The organism is Gymnodinialimonas ceratoperidinii, from assembly GCF_019297855.1.
In the GTDB taxonomy this organism is placed as follows: domain Bacteria; phylum Pseudomonadota; class Alphaproteobacteria; order Rhodobacterales; family Rhodobacteraceae; genus Gymnodinialimonas; species Gymnodinialimonas ceratoperidinii.
Genome location: NZ_CP079194.1, coordinates 1,339,313 through 1,353,765, shown reverse-complemented (window position 1 = coordinate 1,353,765; position 14,453 = coordinate 1,339,313). Strand labels below are relative to the sequence as shown.

General features: G+C 63.7%; 15 protein-coding genes, 1 tRNA gene and 1 pseudogene. 11 read left to right on the top strand and 6 right to left on the bottom strand.

Translation table 11 applies throughout. The annotated features are described in order from the left end of the window. Positions 1-79: 79 nt before the first annotated feature. Positions 80-949 (top strand): LysR family transcriptional regulator ArgP, encoded by an 870-nt coding sequence (locus KYE46_RS06625; RefSeq protein ID WP_219004330.1) that lies wholly within the window; start codon positions 80-82, stop codon positions 947-949. On the opposite strand, the pseudogene KYE46_RS06620 reads toward KYE46_RS06625, so the two are convergent. Continuing rightward, a pseudogene (locus tag KYE46_RS06620) lies at positions 946-1,571 on the bottom strand (LysE family translocator). The gene KYE46_RS06625 and the pseudogene KYE46_RS06620 sit on opposite strands and share 4 nt — an antisense overlap. A gap of 60 nt (positions 1,572-1,631) precedes the next feature. After that, positions 1,632-2,498, bottom strand: coding sequence for an S-methyl-5'-thioadenosine phosphorylase (locus KYE46_RS06615; RefSeq protein ID WP_219004329.1), 867 nt, complete (start codon positions 2,496-2,498; stop codon positions 1,632-1,634). 275 nt (positions 2,499-2,773) lie between these two features. Here KYE46_RS06615 and KYE46_RS06610 point away from each other — a divergent pair, with 275 nt between their 5' ends. Continuing rightward, positions 2,774-4,339 carry a SulP family inorganic anion transporter gene (locus KYE46_RS06610; RefSeq protein ID WP_428845080.1) on the top strand — a complete coding sequence of 522 codons (1,566 nt, stop codon included), beginning with the start codon at positions 2,774-2,776 and terminating at the stop codon, positions 4,337-4,339. Positions 4,340-4,649: 310 nt separating this feature from the next. Then, on the top strand, positions 4,650-5,849 hold the full coding sequence (locus KYE46_RS06605; protein WP_219004325.1) for a PRC-barrel domain-containing protein: 1,200 nt from the start codon (positions 4,650-4,652) through the stop codon (positions 5,847-5,849). A gap of 266 nt (positions 5,850-6,115) precedes the next feature. On the opposite strand, the gene KYE46_RS06600 is transcribed toward KYE46_RS06605, so the two are convergent. After that, complete coding sequence (locus tag KYE46_RS06600) at positions 6,116-6,724, bottom strand: flavin reductase family protein (protein ID WP_219004323.1); 609 nt, start codon at positions 6,722-6,724, stop codon at positions 6,116-6,118. Positions 6,725-6,816: 92 nt separating this feature from the next. Here KYE46_RS06600 and KYE46_RS06595 point away from each other — a divergent pair, with 92 nt between their 5' ends. The 4 genes from KYE46_RS06595 (at position 6,817) to KYE46_RS06580 (ending at position 8,992) form a co-directional block, all read left to right on the top strand. Next, positions 6,817-7,293: a GNAT family N-acetyltransferase gene (locus KYE46_RS06595; protein ID WP_219004321.1), complete on the top strand. Its 477-nt coding sequence runs from the start codon at positions 6,817-6,819 to the stop codon at positions 7,291-7,293. A gap of 109 nt (positions 7,294-7,402) precedes the next feature. Further along, positions 7,403-8,098, top strand: coding sequence for a DUF2927 domain-containing protein (locus KYE46_RS06590; protein WP_219004319.1), 696 nt, complete (start codon positions 7,403-7,405; stop codon positions 8,096-8,098). A 15-nt stretch (positions 8,099-8,113) separates the two neighbouring features. Then, positions 8,114-8,653, top strand: a complete 540-nt coding sequence (locus tag KYE46_RS06585; RefSeq protein WP_428845079.1) for an adenine phosphoribosyltransferase — start codon at positions 8,114-8,116, stop codon at positions 8,651-8,653. 251 nt (positions 8,654-8,904) lie between these two features. Next, positions 8,905-8,992, top strand: a tRNA-Leu gene (locus KYE46_RS06580). A 120-nt stretch (positions 8,993-9,112) separates the two neighbouring features. Here the strand turns inward: KYE46_RS06580 and KYE46_RS06575 are convergent. Continuing rightward, positions 9,113-10,030: a LysR family transcriptional regulator gene (locus KYE46_RS06575; RefSeq protein WP_219004317.1), complete on the bottom strand. Its 918-nt coding sequence runs from the start codon at positions 10,028-10,030 to the stop codon at positions 9,113-9,115. A gap of 114 nt (positions 10,031-10,144) precedes the next feature. Here KYE46_RS06575 and KYE46_RS06570 point away from each other — a divergent pair, with 114 nt between their 5' ends. The 4 genes from KYE46_RS06570 to KYE46_RS06555 all read left to right on the top strand — a co-directional run bounded on the left by KYE46_RS06570 (position 10,145) and on the right by KYE46_RS06555 (position 13,162). Continuing rightward, positions 10,145-11,077, top strand: coding sequence for a ring-cleaving dioxygenase (locus KYE46_RS06570; RefSeq protein WP_219004316.1), 933 nt, complete (start codon positions 10,145-10,147; stop codon positions 11,075-11,077). A gap of 11 nt (positions 11,078-11,088) precedes the next feature. Continuing rightward, positions 11,089-11,697 (top strand): alpha/beta hydrolase, encoded by a 609-nt coding sequence (locus KYE46_RS06565; protein WP_219004315.1) that lies wholly within the window; start codon positions 11,089-11,091, stop codon positions 11,695-11,697. Between the two features lie 96 nt (positions 11,698-11,793). Then, a complete protein-coding gene (locus KYE46_RS06560; RefSeq protein ID WP_428845078.1) occupies positions 11,794-12,114 on the top strand; it encodes a GNAT family N-acetyltransferase in 321 nt (106 codons plus the stop codon). Positions 12,115-12,199: 85 nt separating this feature from the next. Continuing rightward, positions 12,200-13,162: a pirin family protein gene (locus KYE46_RS06555; protein WP_219004314.1), complete on the top strand. Its 963-nt coding sequence runs from the start codon at positions 12,200-12,202 to the stop codon at positions 13,160-13,162. A 92-nt stretch (positions 13,163-13,254) separates the two neighbouring features. On the opposite strand, the gene KYE46_RS06550 is transcribed toward KYE46_RS06555, so the two are convergent. Continuing rightward, on the bottom strand, positions 13,255-13,644 hold the full coding sequence (locus KYE46_RS06550) for a hypothetical protein (protein ID WP_219004313.1): 390 nt from the start codon (positions 13,642-13,644) through the stop codon (positions 13,255-13,257). Between the two features lie 105 nt (positions 13,645-13,749). Then, complete coding sequence (locus KYE46_RS06545; RefSeq protein WP_219004312.1) at positions 13,750-14,445, bottom strand: RraA family protein; 696 nt, start codon at positions 14,443-14,445, stop codon at positions 13,750-13,752. Positions 14,446-14,453: the final 8 nt, after the last annotated feature.

Sequence of the window (14,453 nt, the reverse complement as noted above, 5' to 3'; positions counted from 1 at the left end):
GTGCATTGACCTTGCCCGATCTACGGCGGCACGACACATTAGGCAAATCGCAATAGCTAACGCTGCATTAGAGAAATTAATGTTCGAACACCCTCAGCTTGAAGCACTCTACGCCGTGGTGCGTCTCGGCAGTTTCGACTCTGCAGCCGCGCAACTCGCCGTAACGCCCTCGGCGATCTCGCAGCGGATCAAGCAGCTTGAAGACCGCCTTGGCATGATCCTCGTTGAACGCGGCCAGCCCTGCCGCGCCACGCCTGCGGCCGAGAAGCTGTTGCGCCACCGTGATCAGATGCACCTGCTCGAGACGACGCTCGCCCGCGATCTGGGCCGGGACAGTGACACCCGTGCGCCGGTCCGCATCGCCACCAACGCCGACAGCCTCGCGGCGTGGCTGCTCCCGGTCCTCGCGCCGCTCGACGGGTTTTTCTACGATCTGGTTCTCGACGATCAGGATCACTCCGATGTCTGGCTCAAGCGCGGTCAGGTCTCCGCCGCGATCTCGTCGCGACCGCAGGCGCTGCAAGGTTGCGACTGCTACCCCCTCGGCAGCCTTCACTACATCGCCTGCGCCAGCCCCGCCTTTGTCGACCGCTATTTTCCGGACGGCGTCAGTGCCGAGGCCATCTCGCAGGCGCCGGTCCTGACGTTCGACACGAAGGACAAGCTGCAACGCGACTGGGTGACCCGCAAGTTGGGTGTCACCGTGCCGATGCCCACCCACTACATGGCCAACACGCAAGCGTTCGTGGAGGCCGCGCAGCTTGGCATCGGCTGGGGTCTCAACCCCACGCCTCTGGTGCGCGAGGCCTTGGCGGACGGCAGCTTGGTGGACCTCGACCCCACGTTGACCTTCGCAACGCCGCTGTTCTGGCACGTCAATCGCCTGACCGCGCCTGCGCTCGCCCCGCTTACCCGCGCGATGCGGGCGGTTCGCCTCGATGACCTCTAGCCGCGCCGCAACGTGGCCGTCAGCACGCCCATGGCGATCAGCGTCGCGCCGCCCGCCCGCGTGAGCCATGCAATCACGCCGGGCCGTGCCAGCCGGTCGCGCAATCCTCCGGCGAGCAGCGCATAGGCCAGCGCGTTGAGCGCCGCCATGCTCACGAAGGTGCCTATGAGGATCGCGAATTGCGGCAGCAGCGGAGCGTCGGTGCGGATGAACTGCGGTACGAAAGCGATGAAGAAGGCAATGGACTTGGGGTTCAGCGCCGTGACCGCTGCCGCATGGGTGAACGTGCGCCGGGTCGAGATCGCGTCGGTTTTTCGGGAAGCGAGAGCCGCGCCGCGCGCGACCCCGCGATCATCTTCACCCCGAGGTAGACAAGATAGACCGCGCCGACCCATTTCAGCACCATGAACAAGGTGGCCGATGCCATCACCAGCGCGCCCAGCCCGGCCAGCGAGGCCGTCATCGCCACCAGATCACCCACCGCCACGCCCGCCGCGGTGGAGACCGCGACCCGCCGGCCCTGGCTGATCGCGTAACTCAGCACCAAGAGGATCGTGGGGCCGGGGATCAGCAATAGCACGGCGGTCGCCGCCACAAAGGTGAGCCAGGTGTCCAAGGGCATCGTGATCCTCCGAAGGTGCGCCACGCCGAGCCATCCCCAGCGCGCCGCCCCTGTCAACGATTATTGCAACACCCGCCCCGCGACCGCGTCCAGCTTTGCCGCGACCTGTGGGTCTCGCTTCTCTGGCGCTGTCATCACCGCGTGCTCCAGCGCCCGGTCGCATCCTGCCTCGCAGGAGGGCTTCTCCGACAGCGCCCGCGCAATCCCCGTGACCATGCTGCGCGCGGCTTCCGCATTGCCTTTCAAGGTCTCGATGATCTGCGTGATCTCCACCGCCCCGTGCTCGGGATGCCAGCTGTCATAGTCGGTGATCATCGCGACCGAGGCATAGCAAAGCTCGGCTTCCCGCGCGAGTTTGGCCTCGGGCATGTTGGTCATCCCGATTACGTCGCAGCCCCACGCCCGGTACATCCGGCTCTCGGCCAGCGTCGAGAACTGCGGTCCTTCCATCGCGAGGTAGGTGCCGCAGTCATGGACCCGCACGCCCGCCGCTTCCGCCGCCGCGCGCGCCGTGGTGGACAACTCCGGACAGACAGGCTCCGCCAGTGAGACATGGGCGACGCAGCCCGAGCCGAAGAAGCTCTTCTCCCGCGCAAAGGTCCGGTCGATGAATGGATCCACGATGACGAAATCGCCCGGTGCCATCTCCTCGCGAAACGAGCCGCAGGCCGAGACCGAGACGACATCCGTCACCCCGATCCTTTTGAGCGCGTCGATGTTGGCGCGGTAGGGCACGTCGGTCGGGCTATGCACATGCCCGCGCCCATGGCGCGGCAGGAACGACAGCCGCACCGCCCCCAGCCGTCCGGTCAGGATTTCGTCGGAGGGCGTACCAAAGGGGCTCTCGACAGAGCGCCACGCGGCCTCCTCCATCCCATCGATCTGGTACAGCCCCGATCCGCCGATGATCGCCAAATGCCGGTCCATGCGCTGCTCCTTCTTGCCGCCATCGCAGCGTCGCACCCCACCCGCCCGGTTGCAACGCAGCGCTGCGACCGCCCCCGCCCCGTGGGGTTTTCGCAACGCCCCTTGCCGCAACAGTGCAACTAGCCCGTGACTTACCGGGCCTGCGGGCGTAGGGGAGCGGCAGCACGCCGTAGCCCCTTGGGCCGCCGGCCTCCCATCCGATCCGCCAAGAGGTACCCATGCCCCGCATCCTTCCGGCTGCCGCCAAAAGTCGTCTCACTCCCGAATTGTCCAACATGGGCCACGGCTGGGGCCCCGCGCGCCTGCGGATCGAGATCCTCGCCGGCCTCACCGTCGCGCTGGCTCTGGTGCCCGAAGCAGTCGCCTTCGCCTTCGTGGCCGGGGTGCACCCGCTGGTGGGCCTCTACGCTGCCTTCATCGTGGGGTTGATCACCGCGCTGATCGGCGGTCGGCCCGGCATGATCTCGGGCGCCACCGGGGCGCTCGCCGTTGTCATGGTGAGCCTCGTGGCGGTGCATGGGCTGGAATACCTGCTCGCCACCGTGGTCCTGATGGGCCTGATCCAGATCGGCGTCGGCGTGCTGCGCTGGGGCAAGTTCATCCGCCTCGTGCCGCATCCGGTGATGCTGGGCTTCGTCAACGGCCTTGCCATCGTGATTTTCCTCGCGCAGCTGGGGCAATTCCAGGTGCCGGGCTCGGCCGAGGCCTCGGGCCACGGCATGGCCAGCGGCGAATGGCTGCAAGGCGCCGAGTTGATCACCATGCTCGCGCTTGTCGTGCTCACCATGGCGATCATCTGGGCGCTGCCGAAGCTGACCAGCGCGATCCCAGCGCCGCTTGCGGGCATCGCGATCACGGCCGGCATCGTGCTGATCTTCGGCATCGAGGTGCCGCGCGTGGGCGATCTGGCCTCCATCGAGGGCGGCCTGCCCGCCTTCCACATCCCTGCGGTCCCGCTCACGTGGGAAACGTTCCAGATCATCCTCCCCTACGCGCTGATCCTCTCGGCCATCGGCCTGATCGAGAGCCTGCTGACCCTCAACCTCGTGGGCGAGATCACCGGCCAAAAAGGCGGCGCCAGCCAGGAATGCGTGGCCCAAGGCGTGGCCAACACCGTCACCGGTTTCTTCGGCGGCATGGGCGGCTGCGCGATGATCGGCCAGTCGATGATCAACGTGAAGTCCGGCGCGCGCACCCGCATTGCCGGCACCGCGGCGGCGCTGTTCCTGCTGTCCTTCATCCTCTTCGGCTCCAGCCTGATCGAGCAGATCCCGCTGGCCGCCCTCGTGGGCGTGATGTTCATGGTGGTGATCGGCACCTTCGCGTGGAACTCGCTCAAGATCCTCTTCAAGGTGCCGCTGACCGATGCCTTCGTCATCGTGCTGGTGACCGTCGTGACCGTGGCCACCGACCTCGCAACCGCCGTCGTTGTGGGCGTCATCGTCTCGGCGCTGGCCTATGCTTGGCAGAACGCGACCCGCATCTACGCCACGACCTACGAGACCCCGGAGGGCGCCCGCGTCTACCAGGTGAAGGGCCCGCTCTTCTTCGGCTCCGCCGCCGGCTTCAACGAACTCTTCGATCCCGAAAACGACCCCTCCCTCGTCGTCGTCGATTTCGCCGAAAGCCGCGTTGCCGACCAGTCCGCCCTGCAGGCCATCGAGAAAGTTGCCGCGCAATACGAGGCCGCTGGCAAGAAGATCGAACTGCGCCACCTGACCCGCGATTGCCACGCCTTGCTGCAGAAAGCCGGCCACCTTGTGATCGACAGCGACGACGACCCTGATTACGAGGTCGCCACCGATTACTCCGTTCGCACAGGCATTCTGGGCGACCACTAGGCCCGCCCGCCGCACCTCTCGGACGACCCCCGCTGCGGGGTCGTCCCTCCCCCGGAACATCACTGAGCCGGCCTTCACGCCCGCGCGCAGCTCCGCCAGCTTCCCGCTACTTACCTGCGTCCCCGAGAATTGAATCCGGAACTTCCGGAGCCCTCGTTTGTTGACGCAGAGGCCCCCAATTCACCCGCAATTCCAATTGCCGAAAATGTGAAAAATTGTGGGAACAAGCACCGCCCGTTCACGTTTCCTTGACATGCATACCTGCGCCGAACGCACCGCATTCAACGTCGCATAAAAAAGGAAACGTAATATGAATAACCCCATCAAAGCCATGCTGATGAGCAGCGCCGCCGTCCTTGCCCTGGCCCTCCCCGTCACGGCCCAGACCGAGGCTGAAGTGGACGCTGAAGGCAACCCGATCGTCGTTGGTGACGCCGCCGCCGGAGGCCAGCTGGTCGTCGAGCAGGGCGAAGCCACCGTCGACGTAGACGTTCCCGATCCCACCGTCACCGTGGACCAGCGCACCCCCGAGGTGACCGTCGAGCAGCCGCAGCCGGAAATTACCGTCACCGTGGCCCAGCCCAACGTGAACGTGGAGCAGCAGGCGCCGATCATCACGATCGAGCAGGCGCAGCCCATCGTCACCGTCCGCATCCCCGAGCCGATCGTGACCGTACGTATCCCCGAGCCCGAGGTTGACGTCGCCACCGGTGAGCCCCGCGTGGACGTGGCCCAGCCCGAGCCCGTCGTGCGCTTCATCCGCCCCGAGCCGCGGATCATGATCGAAGAGGCCGAGCCGCAGGTGAACGTCACCAGCGCCGAGCCCGAGATCCGCGTCCAGGAAGCCGAAGAAGCCAGCGTCGAGATTTCGCAGGCCGAGGCCGACGTCCAGATCGAGCAGTCCGGTGAAGCCAACGTGACCATCGACGAAGCCGATCCACAGATCGACGTGGTTCCTGCCGAGGAAGCCGAGGTCAACGTGGCCCAGGGCGAAGCCGAAGTGAACGTAATCGAAGGCGAGGAAACTGACGCCGCCGCGATGGACGCAGACGCCGATATGGACGCAGACGCCGACATGGACGCAGACGCCGACATGGACGCAGACGCTGACATGGACGCAGACGCCGACATGGACGTTGACGTCGACACCGACGAAGCCGAAATGGAAGCCGAGCGCATGGCTGAAGAAGCCCGGATGGCCAACGACGGCCAACTCCGCGGTGTCCGGGTCGGTGACCTGATCGGCATGGAAGTCTACGGCGGCCGCAACAACGACGTGGGCGAAATCGACTACGTCATCACCGACGGCACCACCTACGCCGCGGTCATCGGTCTTGGCGGTTTCCTGGGCCTTGGCGAACACACCGTCGCCGTCCCGCTTGACGCCTTCTCCGTGGGTGAGAACAACTCGCTCGTCCTCAACGGCTACACCGAGCGTCAGCTCAACGAGATGCCCGAGATCGACGAAAGCGCGCTCGAAGCCCTCGATGACGACCACGTGATCGAATAATCACGACGCCTAACGGTATTACATAATCCAGCCCCATCCGCTGTTCCGGCGGGTGGGGCTGACTATTTCCCAGCAGCATATCCGACGACACGCATTCCCGAACGACACGCCCCGAAGACCGGCAAGATCCCTCACCCCAAGATACGCCTCGCCAAGAACCCAAACCGCCACCTTCCGCCAAGCAGCCCCTCGCTCCGCCCTTCATCTTGGCCAATACAACTCCCCCCGGAGGGCCGATCAGCCCCGGATCGCCCGCCCAAGGTCGCTCACTTCTCCCCGGGCCGCTTCAGGGAGAACACCTCCCGCACCACGGTGTAATCCCGGTACCCCATTCGTGAGAGCGGGTTGAAGCGGGTCACGTCGAAAATCCCCTCCACCAGGCAATCCTCGCGCAGATGCACCCCCACCACCTCGCCGAAAACCACGAAGTTGTGGGCGCCTTCCAGCTTCACGATCTGGGTCATCCGGCATTCGAGATTTGCCGGCGCCTCGGCCACCCGGGAGCAGGCGATCTCCGCGCATTCCGCCCGCGCGATCCCGGCGCGGGTGAATTCATCTTCTTCCGCCGGCCATGGCCCTGACGTTTCGTTCATCGCGTCCCGCGCGGCGTATTCCACCACGTTGACGCAGAAGACGCCGGTCTCGCGAATATTCGCCACGCTGTCCTTCGTATCGCCCCGATCCTCCTTGGCAGAGGTGGAGGCGAACATCACTTGTGGCGGCTCATAGGCCACGGCGTTGAAGAAGGAATAGGGCGCGAGGTTCTCGCCGCCATCCGCGCCGCGGGTCGAGATCCAGCCGATCGGGCGCGGCGTCACGATGGCGTTGAAGGGGTTGTGCGGCAGGCCGTGGCCATCCTCGGGGCGATAAAACATCAGCGGGCTCTCTCGAATTGTAGTGGTTTGGCAAAGACCTAGCCCCGTGCTACGCGGGAGGCCAGAGGTAGCAGCTAATACCGGGCCCGCGCATGTACAGGCTTTCCCAAGAAACCCCCGAGGACCGGGCCGAGATCGAGGCGCTTTACGACACCTGCTTTGCCCCGGGCCGCGAGGCCTTGAGCAGCTACCGCCTGCGCGACGACGTGCCCCCCGTGGCGGACCTCTGCCTCGTGGCGCGCGACGATCTCGACATCGTGGCGGGGGCCGTGCGGTTCTGGCCGGTGCGCGTGGGGGCTGCCGAAGCCCTGCTGCTCGGCCCCATCGCCGTCCACCCGACCCGTCAGGGCGAGGGTCTGGGTGGCCTTTTGATGAACGCCAGCCTCGACGCCGCAAAGGGGAGCGGCTGGCAGCGCATCCTTCTGGTCGGAGACGCGCCCTATTACCAGCGGTTCGGGTTTCGCCTTTTGACCGACGTGACAATGCCGCCGCCGACGAACCCCGCCCGCGTATTGGGACTGGGCGACTGGTCAGGGGTGCGCGGTGACGTCACCCGTTGGACCGCCTAACCCTCTACCACCCGCCGCTTGCACGAAACTTATGCGCCCGCGCAACAGGTCCGGCGCAAAGCACATCGCGCGCTTGATCCGGTGCCCCGGTATTGCCATGACATCCGCCATGTGGCGCGCTTTGCTTTGTCTCCTGCTGATCACCCTTCCGATCCCGCGCCCGGCCCTGGCGCAGGAGTTCATTGCCGTTCCCGATGCAATCTCGGACCAGGCCTTCTACCGCCTCGTCGCCTGCGCCGCGCCGCCGGGTGGGGAATGCAACAAACCGCTGATCTATTGGCCGGAAGACCGTCGCCTCGCCCTGCGCGTGGGCATCGCCGACACCGCCGAGAGCTTTCGCGATTACCGTTTCGATATCGTCGATGCCGCGATTGACGCGGCCATAGCCGAGATCAACGGCGCGGGCGCTCATCTCTATCTCGAGCGGGTCTACGAGGGCGACATCGACATCCCCTTCTATCTTGTCGACACGCCCCAGGGCGGCACCATCAGCGACACCGGGGTCGAAGAGCTCGACGGCTCCTCCATCGCCATCGGGCGGGTGGCGATCCGCTCGCGCGGCAGCGAGATCATCGCGGCCACCATCGCCATCAGCCAGGACATCCGGCGGCGCGAGATCGCCTCGGTCGTGCTGGAGGAACTGGTGCAATCCCTGGGTCTCGTGACCGACGTGGCCTCGCCCGCCTACGAGCTTTCCATTTTCGCCGAGAACGGCAATTCCATGACCCGCCTGCGGGGACAGGACGCGAGCGCGCTGCGCCGTCACTATCCCCGCCCCGGCGTGCCAGAGCCTGACGACAATTAACCCCGGAGCCTGCCCATGATCGCCCAGAAAACCGTGCAGGACTATATCCGCACCATCCCCGACTTCCCCCACGAAGGAATTCTGTTTCGCGATGTGACGACCCTGTTCCAGGATCCGCGCGGCTTCCGACTGGCCGTGGACCAACTGCTGTCGCCCTTCGTGGGCGAGACGATTGACGCCGTCGCGGGGCTAGAGGCGCGCGGTTTCATCCTCGGCGGCGCGGTCGCGCACCAGCTCTCGAAGGGGTTCGTGCCCGTGCGCAAGAAGGGTAAGCTGCCTGCCGCCACGATCGAACAGGCCTACAAGCTGGAATATGGCGAAGCTGTCGTCGAAATCCACGACGACGCGGTGCAGGCGGGCGACAAGGTGTTGATCGTGGACGATCTTCTCGCCACCGGCGGCACCGCAGAGGCCGGCATCAAGCTGATCGAGCGCCTTGGCGCCGAGGTCATCGGCTGCGCCTTCGTGATCGATCTGCCCGACCTTGGAGGTCGCGCCAAGGTCGAGGCGATGGGTGTGCCGGTCCACGCGATCTGTTCATACGAAGGGCTGTAACAGCAGACCTGTTAAAGCGCCCGACGAGGGAGCTAACCCGAAAAACGAAAACCGCCCTCTTCTGCGAATGCGCTTAACGAAACGTTAAGAATTTCTTGGCAAAGCTGACGCATCCGCTGTGTGCTTGGCGGGTAAGTGTACTTTACGTCACACAAGCTGCGCGCTCCGACCCCCAATCCGGGGCGCGCACGACGGCGAAGGCCCCTCCTCCATTGTCATCCCGGCAGCACCCCTTTAGGGCTTATGCGGATGCGGGCGTGATGGAATTGGTAGACATACCAGACTTAAAATCTGTTGGGCCTTGTGCCCGTGCGGGTTCGAGTCCCGCCGCCCGCACCAAAAATTACTTAAATTTCTTATAATATCATTAACTTAGGCATTACTCGAACGAACGCTGGTGTCATGTGGTCCATGAACGACACATGACCTGTTCCCCTGGAAAGCCACCGGACCGGCCAATCAGGTAATTGCTTCAAAGTTCAGCCCTGTCGCTTCTCTTAGATGTGCTTCGAAGAAATCCGAGAACGTCGCTACCAGCGGCGGAAGCACCTCGTAAGGTGGATAGAACAGAGTCAGCCAAAGAGGGGGAGCAGCCCAATCGGCCAGAATGGCCTCGACCTCGCCAGAGGCGATTCCTTCGCTGGTGATGAAGTCTGGCAGAAGCGCGATGCCATTCCCGGCCTTTGCCAGTTCGTACAGAAAGTCGCCATTGTTGCTGACGACCGAGTCCCCGGCGAGCACGTTTCGGTTTCGTCCGCCATAGCTGAGCTTCCAGCTTTCGGCCCCTCCCGTCGATGAATAGGACATGCACACTGCTGGATCGAGATCCTCCGGCGACTTTGGCCGCGGGACACGGTTGAACAATTCGGGTGCCGCCACCAGGTGACGCGGGACTTCGCAGACCTTGCGCCAAATGGTCGATTTATCGCTTGGTGGGCCCGAAATGCGGACGGCCAGGTCGCAGCGCTCCTCGACGATGTCGACAAGCGCATCGGTCAAGTGCACTTCCAACGTGATATTCGGATAGGCCAGCCGAAACCGGTCAACCAACGAAGGCATCAGCCGCAAGCCAAGTGACATCGGCGCGTTGATCGATAGCCGTCCGCGGTCCGGACGAACTGCCCGGGCAATTTCTTCGGTAATCTGGTCGAAATCCGCGACAACCGGACGATAGCGCGCGGCGACCATCGCCCCAGCTGTCGTCAGGGAGACCCGCCGCGTAGTGCGTACCAGAAGCTGCTGGCCGAGGTCTTCTTCCAACCGGGCCACGATGCGCGTGACCGAGGCCGGTGTCATTCCGAGGCTGCGGGCAGCGGCGGCAAAGCTGTTGAGCTCGACCACCGTCAGAAATACCCGGATAGGCTTGAGATCCTGCATCTGCAGATTATTACATTTCTGACAATAGTTAATGCAACATAATTTCGATTATTCGAAATGATGTCTTGCCCTATATTTGTGTCGACAATAGCAGCCGATCAGAAAGGCAAAGAGATGATCACGCAAATCAAGGGCCTGCACCACGTCACCTCGATGGCAAGCGATGCCGGCGAGAACAATGCCTTCTTCACCAATACGCTCGGCCTGCGCCGGGTCAAGAAGACGGTAAATTTCGACGCTCCCGAGGTCTATCACCTCTACTACGGCGACGAGATCGGCACGCCCGGCTCGGTCATGACCTATTTCCCCTTCGGCAAGATGCCCAAGGGCCGTCGTGGCACCGGCGAGGTGGGTGTGACAGATTTCGCCGTGCCAAAAGGCGCGTTGAGCTATTGGAGGGAACGCCTCGCCGCGCAAGGCGTGACCGGCCTGACCGAAGGCAACTTCCTGGGGGAAGCACGCCTCAGCTTTGATGGCCCGGACGGAGACGGCTTTGCGCTGGTGGAAAGCGATGTGCGCGAACGCACGCCCTGGTCCGGGACGGATGTGCCGCAAGACGCGGGCATCCTTGGCTTTCACGGCGCGCGCTTCAGCTTGCGCGATGCAGCCGCGACTGGCGAGCTTCTAACCTTCATGGGTTACCAGAAGGATGAAAAAGATGGCGCAATCACGCGCTACAGGATCGAAGGCGGCAACGCGGCGGATACCATCGACATCGAGGAATTGCCGGGTGCCAGAACGGCGGGACAAGGCGCCGGATCGGTCCACCACATTGCCTTTGCCGTAGAAGACAGGGCGGCACAGCAGGAGGTGCGCCGCAAGCTGATGGACACAGGTTACCAGGTCACCCCGGTGATCGACCGGGACTACTTCTGGGCGATCTACTTCCGGACCCCCGGTGGTGTGCTCTTCGAGGTGGCAACCAACGAACCCGGGTTCGACCGCGATGAAGACACGGCGCATCTGGGTGAAGCACTGAAGTTGCCGACCCGTTACGAGCCGCACCGCGCCCAGATCGAGCGGCTGCTGCCCCCGATCGCTGCATAAGGAACAGTTCCATGCGGACAGATACCTACACGGCCCTGACCAAGCCCCCGCAAGAGGGCACACCGCTGATCTTCGCCTTCCACGGCACCGGCGGGGACGAGACACAGTTCTTCGAACTCGCCGGACAACTTCTCCCCGGAGCGGGCATCGTCTCGCCCAGAGGGGACGTCTCAGAGATGGGCGCCGCACGCTTTTTCCGCCGGACAAGCGAAGGCGTCTACGACATGGAAGACCTCGCGCGGCGGACCGAGGCGATGGCGCGTTACGTCGCCGAGCACAAGGCAAGGAACCTCGGCAGCCCGGTCTATGGGTTCGGCTATTCCAACGGGGCAAATATCCTTGCTTCGGTCACCATGGGCCACCCGGACCTGTTCGACCGGGTCGGGCTGCTGCACCCGCTCATCCCTTGGAAACCGACACCGAACCCTGGCCTTGCCGGAACCCGCGTACTCATCGCGGCTGGCCGACGCGACCCGATCTGCCCCTGGCCGCTGACCGAAGGTCTGATCGACTGGTACGCGAAGCAGGGCGCAGAGGTCGCAACCGAGATCCATGATGGTGGGCACGACTTGCGCCAACCTGAGCTTTTGGCCCTCAAAGTCCTGTTCTCGGCCGTATGATGCCGCCGGAATGCTTAAGAAAGATGTCACCCGCTCATCGGCCGCGCCGTGGCGATGAGAGATTGCGGGCGCGACGTGCCGTGCCCCAGTTTTCATATGAAGCAAGGAATCCGCAACATGACCAATGTGCAGATCGACTATTCCGAAACGGACACCAAGGGGCGCTACGTGGCAACCACACCGGAGGCGGAGGGAGAGGCGGAATTGACCCTGTCCAAGGTAACGCCGAAACTGATCATCGCCGACCATACCTTCGTACCGGACAGCATGAGAGGTATGGGCGTTGCGCGCCTCCTTGCCGATCGACTGATCGCCGATGCCCGCGAACGCGGCCAACGGATCGTACCCCTCTGTCCCTTTGTTCGGGCCCATGCCCGGAAACACCGGGACGAGGTGGAAGACGTAATCCAGTGGTGAACAAAGCGCCGGTCTTGCGGCACACTTCCGGAGACGCGTTCACAAGCACTCGACAAGAGGATCCGCGTCGAGAGAAAGGACGAAAATGAGCTGGAACCCGACACATAAACCCGAATGCCCCCCGGGACAAACCGGCGAAATCGATACGCTGATCATCCCGCGTGCCCGCGATCTGGGTGGGTTCGAGGTGCGGCGCGCCCTGCCCTCGCCTGCTCGGCAAATGGTGGGGCCGTTCATCTTTTTCGACCAGATGGGTCCGGCCGAGTTTATCACCGATGGCGGTATCGATGTGCGTCCGCACCCGCATATCGGTCTCGGCACCGTGACCTATCTCTACCAGGGCGAATTCGAGCATCGTGACAGCCTCGGCACTCACCAGATGATCTACCCCGGGGAGGTCAACTGGATGGTCGCAGGCCGCGGCGTGACACATTCCGAGCGCACCAGCGATGAGACCCGCGCGACGCGGCACAAGCTCTTCGGCACCCAGACCTGGATCGCACTGCCCGAGGACCGCGAAGAGATGGCGCCGGATTTCGAGCATCACAAGGCGGATGCGTTGCCGCAGTTTCAGGACGGTGGCGCCAACGCCCGGCTTATCCTTGGCGAGGCCTATGGCAAGGCCAGCCCCGTCACCATGCAATCCGAAACCTTCTATCTCGACGTCGTCCTTCAGCCCGGCGCTTCCTTTCCCCTGCCCGACAATCACGAGGATCGCGGCATCTACGTCTCCGAAGGCAGCATCGAGGTCAGCGGCGACACCTTCGAGGCTGGCCGGATGATGGTCTTTCGTCCCGGCGACCGTATTTCGGTCAAGGCCGGGCAACAGGGGGCACGGCTCATGGCACTGGGAGGCGCAACGCTGAGCGAGAAACGCTACATCTGGTGGAACTTCGTCTCCTCCTCGAAGGACCGGATCGAGCAGGCCAAGCAGGACTGGAAGGCGGCGGATTGGTCGAACGGTCCTTTCAGACTGCCACCTGGGGACGAGGAAGAATTTATCGAAATCAGCCCGGAGCTCGACCGCACGCGACCGCGCGACTGGTAGCCTCCTGTCCGTGTTGCTTCCGGGCTGAAGTGAAGAGAAAGACGTACGGCATATCTGCGGAACAGGGCCGGCATCGGTCTGTCAGGCGGCGGTCAGGTCTCTGAGCGCCTCAGGTAGAGGACGGTCAGAATGACCCAGAGGCCTGCAATCATGCCGGTCTGTGCCCAGTAAGGCCAAACCGACTGCCCCTCGGTCAGCACGGATGCCAATGCATCCGACGTGTTGACCGATGCGAGTCCAAGCGCAGTGAGGCCGAGCACGGCCAAGGCAATTGGAACGACCTTGATGTCGCGGGAAGCGGCGTAGAACAGGCCGACATAGCTGAGTACCGCGAAAGAGATGATCTTGTCCTGATACGCGTAGAAGGGAGTATCGTAATAGACGAACAGGATCGGCACCTTGATCCCGAAGAAATGTGCTATCGCCATACAGACAAAATAGGCGGCGCAAGCCAGAAGGCCGAAGCGAAGTAGTCGGGGCATGAAGTTTCCTTTGTTGATGTTCACTCGCGAGTTGGTTTTGGTCTGAGTGAGGACATTGCTGGCTGCGGGTCCGATCACACCAGTTTCGTTCCCAAAGCCGGACGTTCAGGTGCGCGCTTTCTCAAAAGCGGCCCAAGCGGCCTCGAACATATCGAAATCGAACTCCGGCGCGCGTGCGGCCTCCAACACGATCGCCTCGGTGCCCTGCATCTTTGTGATCGCGGCACCCAGCTCGGCCACGTAGTCTTGCGGGACGACCAGCACCCCATGGCGATCGGCGTGGACCAATTCGCCGTCAGCGATGGTCAAACCGAAGACTGTGACCGGTGTGCCGATCTCGCGCACATGGACAGAAGCATGGCTCGGACCAATCGAGCCGGCGATGACCGGGAAGCCAACAGGCAGATCGCCAAGGTCGCGCATCACGCCGTTGGTGAGCGCCCCGGCAAGGCCGAAACCCTTGTGCACATTGGTGTTGATCTCACCCCAATAGGCGCCGACGGCATTCGCGCCGTCGAGGTCCTCGACCACCGCCAGAGCGGGCCGGGGTCCGGTCGCCATATGCCGGTAGTAGTCCATCCGCCTGGTCTTGATCACCTCCGGCGCTTCGTCCGGCGGGGCGGCGGCAGCAATCTTGGCGGTGCGCGCCACGCCTATGATTGCGCCTGCACCGGGGTCGCTGCAAAGCACCGTGCCACGCGTGAAGCGATCAAAGCCGCGCTTGCCTTCGACCACTTCGATGGCGTTGCAGACAGTGGGTGTGTCGACCTTGCGAAGAAGGTCCAGAAGGTCGGGTGTCATGGTATCTC

Excerpts from the sequence above, each read along its gene's own strand:
- KYE46_RS06625 (WP_219004330.1), top strand. The coding sequence starts at position 80 with ATGTTCGAACACCCTCAGCTTGAAGCACTCTACGCCGTGGTGCGTCTC.
- KYE46_RS06615 (WP_219004329.1), bottom strand. The coding sequence starts at position 2,498 with ATGGACCGGCATTTGGCGATCATCGGCGGATCGGGGCTGTACCAGATC.
- KYE46_RS06610 (WP_428845080.1), top strand. The coding sequence starts at position 2,774 with ATGGGCCACGGCTGGGGCCCCGCGCGCCTGCGGATCGAGATCCTCGCC.
- KYE46_RS06605 (WP_219004325.1), top strand. The coding sequence starts at position 4,650 with ATGAATAACCCCATCAAAGCCATGCTGATGAGCAGCGCCGCCGTCCTT.
- KYE46_RS06600 (WP_219004323.1), bottom strand. The coding sequence starts at position 6,724 with ATGTTTTATCGCCCCGAGGATGGCCACGGCCTGCCGCACAACCCCTTC.
- KYE46_RS06595 (WP_219004321.1), top strand. The coding sequence starts at position 6,817 with ATGTACAGGCTTTCCCAAGAAACCCCCGAGGACCGGGCCGAGATCGAG.
- KYE46_RS06590 (WP_219004319.1), top strand. The coding sequence starts at position 7,403 with ATGTGGCGCGCTTTGCTTTGTCTCCTGCTGATCACCCTTCCGATCCCG.
- KYE46_RS06585 (WP_428845079.1), top strand. The coding sequence starts at position 8,114 with ATGATCGCCCAGAAAACCGTGCAGGACTATATCCGCACCATCCCCGAC.
- KYE46_RS06575 (WP_219004317.1), bottom strand. The coding sequence starts at position 10,030 with ATGCAGGATCTCAAGCCTATCCGGGTATTTCTGACGGTGGTCGAGCTC.
- KYE46_RS06570 (WP_219004316.1), top strand. The coding sequence starts at position 10,145 with ATGATCACGCAAATCAAGGGCCTGCACCACGTCACCTCGATGGCAAGC.
- KYE46_RS06565 (WP_219004315.1), top strand. The coding sequence starts at position 11,089 with ATGCGGACAGATACCTACACGGCCCTGACCAAGCCCCCGCAAGAGGGC.
- KYE46_RS06560 (WP_428845078.1), top strand. The coding sequence starts at position 11,794 with ATGAAGCAAGGAATCCGCAACATGACCAATGTGCAGATCGACTATTCC.
- KYE46_RS06555 (WP_219004314.1), top strand. The coding sequence starts at position 12,200 with ATGAGCTGGAACCCGACACATAAACCCGAATGCCCCCCGGGACAAACC.
- KYE46_RS06550 (WP_219004313.1), bottom strand. The coding sequence starts at position 13,644 with ATGCCCCGACTACTTCGCTTCGGCCTTCTGGCTTGCGCCGCCTATTTT.
- KYE46_RS06545 (WP_219004312.1), bottom strand. The coding sequence starts at position 14,445 with ATGACACCCGACCTTCTGGACCTTCTTCGCAAGGTCGACACACCCACT.